The following is a 7,828-nucleotide window of genomic DNA, read 5'->3' as shown; positions in this document are numbered from 1 at the left end:
AGCTTTATCTGCACAGGTTAATAATTCATTTGCAAGGTCATTTATTTTTAGATCTGTGACCTTTTATTTTACCAGTCCAATACATAAAGAGCTGGACACCCGAGCCTTTTTGACGGTACAAGGTCCTAAAGTAGACTCAGCTAGCTGCTAACATGTTTTTCTTAAATACAGTTTATGTCCAATCTTTCCTTAATAGATGTGATTACTTGTGCGCGTAAATATCAGAGAGCCTGAGTTAGCTACTCAATGAGAGCTCGTACATAAGTGAGCGCTTTATTCTTAGTTACTAGTTTTATGATTGACACAGGGGACTCCACATAAGTTGTTCCCTTTACAAAACTTTTAACGCAGAAATCGCTTGTTTTAACCAGTAGGATTGATCAGTTACTTAGTGGAATTGGTATAACCATTAAATAACTATCATATGTTCAGTTAATCGCGTTTTCTACCTATCCGAGTTATGCACTTGTTTTTTAAGTCTAAGTAACATGGGTATATCATCAGATAGTGTTTTTATTTACTGTGTTCTCAGCCAAAATATTGGATAATATGACAATGATATATTATTGATGGAGAAAATGTGATGGGTAAAAAAATGACCATGGCGGAGATTTCAAAAAAACTTGGGATCTCAACAATGACCGTGTCACGTTACTTTAATGACGGTTATGTCTCGGCTGAGAATCGCCTTAAGATTGATGCTATCGTCAAAGAAAGTCATTATACCCCTAATATATTTGCTCGCTCAATTCGTAGCCAATCTAATATTATTGGTTTCGTTGCCCCTCGAATTGAGTCATATACAACGAGTTTAGTGATTAAAGGGGCACTGGCTGCGGCGAATGAATCACAAGTCCGAATGCTGTTTCATGCCACAGGGTTTAGCCATGAGTCAGAATGCCAAGCCGTTAGAGAGTTTAATGGCTTAAATGCATTGGGCACAATTATTATTGCTTCAAAGCGCAGTGTCGAAGAGCCTTTTTATCAAACCTTAGATAATGTGTTATTTATTGGTAAAAACACCCCCCATCATTGCTGTTTATATTACCCTGAACAAGCCGCGATTAAAGCGTTAGTCTCACAAACCATCACTCAGTTAAAACAGCAGCAGGCACCGCTCGAAGCCATACATTATGTTTATGATGACCGCATGCTATCAAGCCGCACTAAATTGATGCAAGAAACCATTACTGACACGATACCAGAGCTGAATTTTTCGTTGCAAGCATTGGCTGATTCAGAGCAAAAAATCGAATACCAAGAAATTCAATTACAGCCCAATAATGTCTATTTTTGTGCCACCGATAATATTGCCATTCGTTTATATCGCCGCGCCAAAGAACAGCAATTAAAAATTGGTCATAACCTATGGATTATAGGCATAGGGGATTATGACTACAGTGATTTATTAGTACCAAGTCTTAGTACCGTTGCTTTTAATTATTATCAAGTGGGCTACCAAGCCGTTAAAAAAATGATTAAGCGTGATTTCAGTTCAGCTGAAGGCCAATTCGATATAAAAATCAGAGAAAGCTCACAGTTTATTTAAAAACGTATTGCATTCAATTAAATTCAATTTCATCATATGTGTTAACGATAACACATTCAAGATTGAATAGATGAAACACACCAATAATATTCACTTAAAACCACTTGCGTGGTGGAAAAAAGCGACTGCTTACCAAATTTATCCCCGTAGTTTTTATGATACAAACCAAGATGGTATTGGTGATATTGAGGGGATTATTGCCAAGCTGGATTACCTTGCTGATTTGGGTATTGATTTATTATGGATTTGTCCATTTTATGAATCACCGAATGATGATAACGGTTACGATATTAGTGACTATCAAGCAATTCATCCTGATTTTGGAACCCTTGAGGATGTCGACCGATTAATCAGTGCCGCTCATGCTCGTGGCATTCGTATTATTATGGATTTAGTGATCAACCACACTAGCGATGAGCATCCATGGTTCATTGAATCTCGTAAAAGTAAAGATAGTCCTAAACGTGATTGGTATATTTGGCGTGATGGTTGTGAGCCTACAGCTGAAAAGCCGACTCGCGATCCCAATAACTGGGAAAGTATTTTTCATGGTAGTGCATGGGAGTATGATGCCAAAACTGCACAATATTACCTGCACCTATTTTCTAAAAAGCAGCCCGATCTTAATTGGGAAAACCCTGAGGTTAAACAAGCATTATTTAACATGATTCATTGGTGGTTGGCTCGTGGTATTGATGGTTTCCGTGTGGATGCTATTAGCCATATTCAGAAACAAGCAGGTTTACCTTCTTTACCCAATCCAAAGGGTGAAAATTATGTTTCTTCATTTGACTATCACATGAATGTTGAAGGTATTGATAAGCCTCTCTATGAGCTAAGAGATCAGGCATTTTCACCCTTTGATATTGTTACCGTTGGTGAGGCAAACGGGGTCGCTGCAGAAAACGCATTAACTTGGGTTGCCGAAGCCAACGAACATGATCAAGGCGGTGTTTTTAATATGATTTTTCAGTTTGAACACATGAAATTATGGTCGGAAGAGCAAAGTCGCGAGCGTTTTGATTTAGTGGGATTTAAACAAATTTTATCGCATTGGCAAAATGCATTAGAAGGTAAAGGCTGGAACGCACTTTATCTAGAGAATCACGATCAAGCCCGTAGTATTGATACCTTTGCTCATCCTGATTATTGGTATGGCAGTGCTACCGCTTTAGCAAGTTGTTATTTTTTAATGAAAGGCACCCCGTTTATTTATCAGGGCCAAGAGATCGGCATGGTAAATCGTCAGTTTACATCTCTTAACGACTTTAATGATGTGTCTGCTAGAAATTTAATTCAAAAGTTAAAGCAACAAGGACAAACCAACGACAATATCTTGGCGTTGTTAAATCAAGTATCCCGTGATCATAGTCGTTTACCAATGCAATGGAATGACCATGCTTTTGCTGGTTTTTCTGAGGTGCCGCCTTGGTTTGCTGTGAATCCAAATTACACCGATATCAATGTTGAACAACAACAGCAAGATCCAAACTCGATTTTGAATTTTTATAAGCAGTTAATTGCTCTGCGTAAATCAAATGAAAGTTTGGTGGTTGGTCGTTATCAATTGTTGCTGCCTGACGATCCTAATATCTATGCTTATCAACGCATTGCTCAAGATATGACATGGACCATTATTACCAATTTAAATGCACAAGAGAGCATCGTTAATATCGACAGTGCACAATTAGGAGCGTTAATGCTTGATAACCAAACTATCAATAATGAACACATTCGGTCGGATTTTATAACCACGCAAATAGCCCCCGCTTATGCAGCATATATATTTGTAAGAAAACATTAAATTATATTTATGGCAGGGCGTTGATGACGTTAACCTGCATTACAACCAAGGAATTAGTTATGAGTAAATTACTATCATTTGATTTTTGGCAAAGATTTGGAAAATCACTTATCGTTGTTATCGCGGTGATGCCAGCAGCCGGTATTATGATTTCATTAGGTAAAGTCGTCGCAATGTATGCTGGTGGGTTCGGTGCTATTGAAACGCTAGGCCATATTATGGAAAATATTGGTTGGGGAATTATTGTTAACCTGCACCTGTTATTTGCTGTCGCTATCGGTGGTTCGTGGGCAAAAGAACGTGCGGGTGGCGCATTTGCTGCGCTCATTGCTTTCATATTAATTAACCGTATCACCGGGGTTATATTGGGCGTAAATAACGATATGCTGAGTGATCCTCATGCGATTGTGATGAGTTTATTTGGAACTGAGCTGCCTGTCTCTCAATTTTTTACTAATATTTTAGGCGCTCCTGCGCTAAATATGGGTGTTTTTATCGGTATTATGTCCGGCTATTTAGGTGCCAACTTATATAACCGTTACTATGATTTCTCTCGGTTACCTGAGGCATTAGCATTTTTTAACGGTAAGCGTTTTGTGCCTTTTATGGTTATTTTCTATTCGGTGATCATTGCACTTGGTTTATCGATAGTATGGCCTTTAATTCAAGGTGCACTCAATGATTTTGGTCAATGGATTGCAACCTCTAAAGACAGTGCGCCCATCACAGCTCCTTTCTTGTATGGTACGTTAGAGCGTTTATTACTGCCGTTTGGTTTACATCACACCTTAACAATTCCAATGAATTACACAGAGTTGGGTGGTTCTTATGAGCTTTTGACTGGGGCTAGTGCGGGCTCAAGTGTTTATGGCCAAGATCCATTATGGCTTGCTTGGATAAGTGATTTGAATAATCTTAAATTAACCGATCCGGCAACTTACCAGCATTTATTGGATACTGTGCATCCAGCACGTTTTAAAGCGGGGCAGGTAATTATAGCAGCGTCATCATTGATTGGGATTGGGCTTGCGATGTATCACTGTGTTGATAATGATAAACGTAAGCAATATAAACCGATGTTTTTATCCGCTGGTCTTGCGGTGTTATTAACGGGTGTGACTGAACCCATTGAATTCATGTTTATGTTCATTGCTCCCGTTTTGTATGTTGCACACGCGGTGTTAACAGGCATTGCATTTGCATTGGTGGATGTTATGGATCTACGTGTACATGCCTTTGGTTTGATTGAATTACTCACTCGTATACCAATGATGATTTCAGCGGGCATAGGAGGTGATTTAATTCGTTTCGCGTTGGTGTGTGTTGTTTTCTTTGTCGTTAACTATGCGCTGTTCCGTTTGCTAATTGTGAAGTTTCATTTACCAACACCAGGGCGTAAGGGTAACTATCTAGATGAAAATGCAGAAGCTATGTCGCAAGATGACAAGCTTGACATTATTATTCAAAATTTAGGGGGGCGTGGCAATATTACTGAGATTGATGCTTGTATGACTCGCTTGCGTATTACGGTTAATGATCCGCTATTGGTTGCTGAATACTCGTTATGGAAATCCACGGGAGCACTTGGATTAGTGGTTAAAGAACAGGGTGTACAAGCTATTTATGGTCCTGGAGTGGATGTGATTAAATCTAGGTTACTTGCTAAGTTTTCAGAGCAACCTGTGTAATTCATTCTCTATATTAGGTGTGAACAACAAGCGAACAATATCGATAAACGCAGCCTTGAAGCTGCGTTTCTATCTCAGTACATTAAATAAGCGAATAATAAATGAAGTTATTGACGCTAAATACCCATAGTTGGCAAGAAGATAAACAGTTAGAAAAGTTGGATATAGTAGCGCAAGCCATTATTGAACAAGGGTGCGATGTGATTGCATTACAAGAGGTTAATCAATGCCAAGATAGTCCGGTCGTTGATGCCAGTATATTGAGTAATCATCCCGTGTTAGCTGATAACTATGGTTATTTATTACAGAAAAAACTGGCAGAACACGGTCATCACTACCAACTTACGTGGGATTTTGTTCACCAAAGTTATGAAGTATATCAAGAGGGGGTAGCATTTTTGACTCGATTGCCCATTGTTGAACATGAGGTCATTGACTTAAGTGATAACTATGATGTGAACTTTTGGAAACATCGACGAGCAGTGCGTATTAAAGTCGCTTTTCAACAAGGTGAGTTCGATTTTTATAATTGTCATTGCGGCTGGTGGAATGACTCAGAGAGCCCATTTGAGGAGCATATCAAACGTATCACGGCGACATTATCAACAGGGTTGAGCTTTCTATTGGGTGATTTCAATAACCCGAGTCATATACGCGATGAAGGTTATGATTATGTATTACAGCGCGGTTTAATTGATTGTTATGAAATAGCAGAAACAAAAGATGCTGGTGCCACTGTGATTAAAAATATTGATGGTTGGCAACAAAATAGCCAGGCTTTACGGATTGATTTGATTCTTAGTAATCAATTGGTTGTGGTAAAGCAGCATCAGACAATTTTTAATAACGATTTTTATCCTATTGTGTCTGATCATTTTGGGGTGTTGGTTGATGTGGAAGTTGCTTAGTCTTTATTAAGTCATTGATTCCTTTGCAAGGAGTGTATTCATGAAATTAATAATGGGACTGTTTTATTTTAGAACTCATCGCATGTTTAATAAAAAATAATACTGGATCACATTTGGTATAACTATAAATGATCCAAGGAGAAAAAATGTTATCTGTTGTTGCTGATGTTGGTGGTACAAATATCCGACTTGCTGTTTGTGATGTTAAAACGGGGGAGTTGAGTCAATTAAATGAATTTGCTTGTGCCGAATTTATAACACTTGAAGTTGCACTGACTCAATACTTTGAAATATTACAAGGTGAAGTGAAACACCTTTGTATTGGTATTGCTTGTCCCGTTGAAAATGATCATGTTGTGATGACCAATTTAAGTTGGGATTTTTCTAAGCAAGCACTTAAAGAAAGATTAAAATTAGCGTCCTTATATGTCATCAATGACTACACCGCAATTTCATTAGCGGTACCCTTTCTTTCTTCAGTAGAAAAAATACAAGTAGGTGGTGGTGAATGTAAAGAGAATGCTGTAACGGCTATCTTTGGTCCTGGGACAGGGCTGGGTGTTTCACACATTATTAAATCGGCGGATAAATGGATCAGTTTGGATGGTGAAGGTGGACACGTAAGTTTCGCAGCTAATACACCAGAACAGGCTGATATTTTATGTTTACTACAAGCGAAATTTGGTCACGTTTCTGCAGAGCGTATTTTGTCCGGGCAAGGTTTAGTCAATTTATACCAAAGTCTTTGTGCTTTATCTAAACGTGAAGTTAAATTTGAGCAGCCGAATGAGGTATCTAAAGCGGCATTAGACGGAAGTTGTGATTTGGCACGGAGAAGTCTGGATGTTTTTTGTCAAGTGATGGGCAGTTTTGCTGGTAACCTTGCATTAAACCTAGCTTGTACAGGAGGTGTTTACATCGCGGGCGGTATCGTACCTCGCTTTGCTGAGTTATTTCAATCTAGCGAGTTCAGGCATTTCTTTGAAGATAAAGGGCGTTTTAAAGCGTATCTATCATCTATTCCAACTTTTTTAATTACCCATAATAACCCTGGGTTATTGGGGGCGAGTGTTTATCTTCGTCAAGAGTTCAGGGCAAGATCATGAACTTGTATTCATGTAGTAAACTATGATCAAATAGGCTTCTTATAAATAGGAGCCATTTATGTTATCTGCTTTTAATGAACATTTTTCTTCAATTCCCGATCTTCGCCAACAGTCTAAAGTTGAGCATAAACTTCATGATATTCTATTAACACTTATTGTGGGTGTAATCTGTGGTGCCGATGGATGGGAAGCTATAGAAGAAGTTGCTCATAATAAAAAAGAACTGCTTGATAAATATGGCTCATTTGAAAACGGTATTCCAGTCCATGACACCATCGCCCGTGTTATTTCAACAATAGCACCAGACAAATTACAACATTGTTTTATCAGTTGGATGAAAGCGGCTCATGTCTCAACAAAAGGCGAAGTTATCGCCATTGATGGCAAAACAGTCAGAGGCTCATTTGATAAGCAATCTAAAAAGAGTGCAATCCACATGGTCAGTACATTTGCTGCAAATAATGGTGTAGTTCTTGGCCAAATAAAGACAGAAGAAAAATCAAATGAGATCACTGCTATCCCTCAACTCCTCGATTTATTAGATGTCGAAGGTAGCATAGTAACGATTGATGCAATGGGCTGCCAAAAAGCTATTGCAACAAAAATTAAAAGTAAAGGCGCTGACTATGTACTTGCAGTTAAAGGTAATCAGGGGAATTTGCATCAGTCGATTAAAGACTTTTTTACTATATGCCGTGAAGATAATTTTTCTAATGTACCTCATCAGTTCCATGAAGAAGTAGATGCAGGTCATGGTCGAATAGAGTCCCGAA

Annotated in this window: 6 protein-coding genes; all 6 read left to right on the top strand. The window is 38.5% G+C overall.

The genetic code is table 11. The features are described from left to right. The first annotated feature begins 583 nt into the window (after positions 1 to 583). On the top strand, positions 584 to 1,549 hold the full coding sequence (locus tag MT391_RS20255; RefSeq protein ID WP_499499855.1) for a LacI family DNA-binding transcriptional regulator: 966 nt from the start codon (positions 584 to 586) through the stop codon (positions 1,547 to 1,549). A gap of 70 nt (positions 1,550 to 1,619) precedes the next feature. Next, positions 1,620 to 3,353 carry an alpha-glucosidase gene (locus MT391_RS20250; RefSeq protein WP_499499853.1) on the top strand — a complete coding sequence of 578 codons (1,734 nt, stop codon included), beginning with the start codon at positions 1,620 to 1,622 and terminating at the stop codon, positions 3,351 to 3,353. A gap of 59 nt (positions 3,354 to 3,412) precedes the next feature. Then, positions 3,413 to 5,041: a PTS transporter subunit IIBC gene (locus MT391_RS20245; RefSeq protein ID WP_499499851.1), complete on the top strand. Its 1,629-nt coding sequence runs from the start codon at positions 3,413 to 3,415 to the stop codon at positions 5,039 to 5,041. A gap of 101 nt (positions 5,042 to 5,142) precedes the next feature. After that, on the top strand, positions 5,143 to 5,949 hold the full coding sequence (locus MT391_RS20240; protein WP_499499849.1) for an endonuclease/exonuclease/phosphatase family protein: 807 nt from the start codon (positions 5,143 to 5,145) through the stop codon (positions 5,947 to 5,949). 146 nt (positions 5,950 to 6,095) lie between these two features. Continuing rightward, entirely contained in the window at positions 6,096 to 7,055 is a 960-nt protein-coding gene (locus MT391_RS20235) for a glucokinase (RefSeq protein ID WP_499499848.1), read from the top strand. A 58-nt stretch (positions 7,056 to 7,113) separates the two neighbouring features. Beyond that, the coding region (locus tag MT391_RS20230; protein ID WP_499499846.1) for an ISAs1 family transposase at positions 7,114 to 7,828 on the top strand (715 nt) is incomplete at its 3' end.

This window comes from Vibrio sp. 1-Bac 57, from assembly GCF_037546855.1.
In the GTDB taxonomy this organism is placed as follows: Bacteria; Pseudomonadota; Gammaproteobacteria; order Enterobacterales; family Psychromonadaceae; genus Psychromonas.
This window is presented reverse-complemented; position numbering and strand designations above follow the sequence as displayed.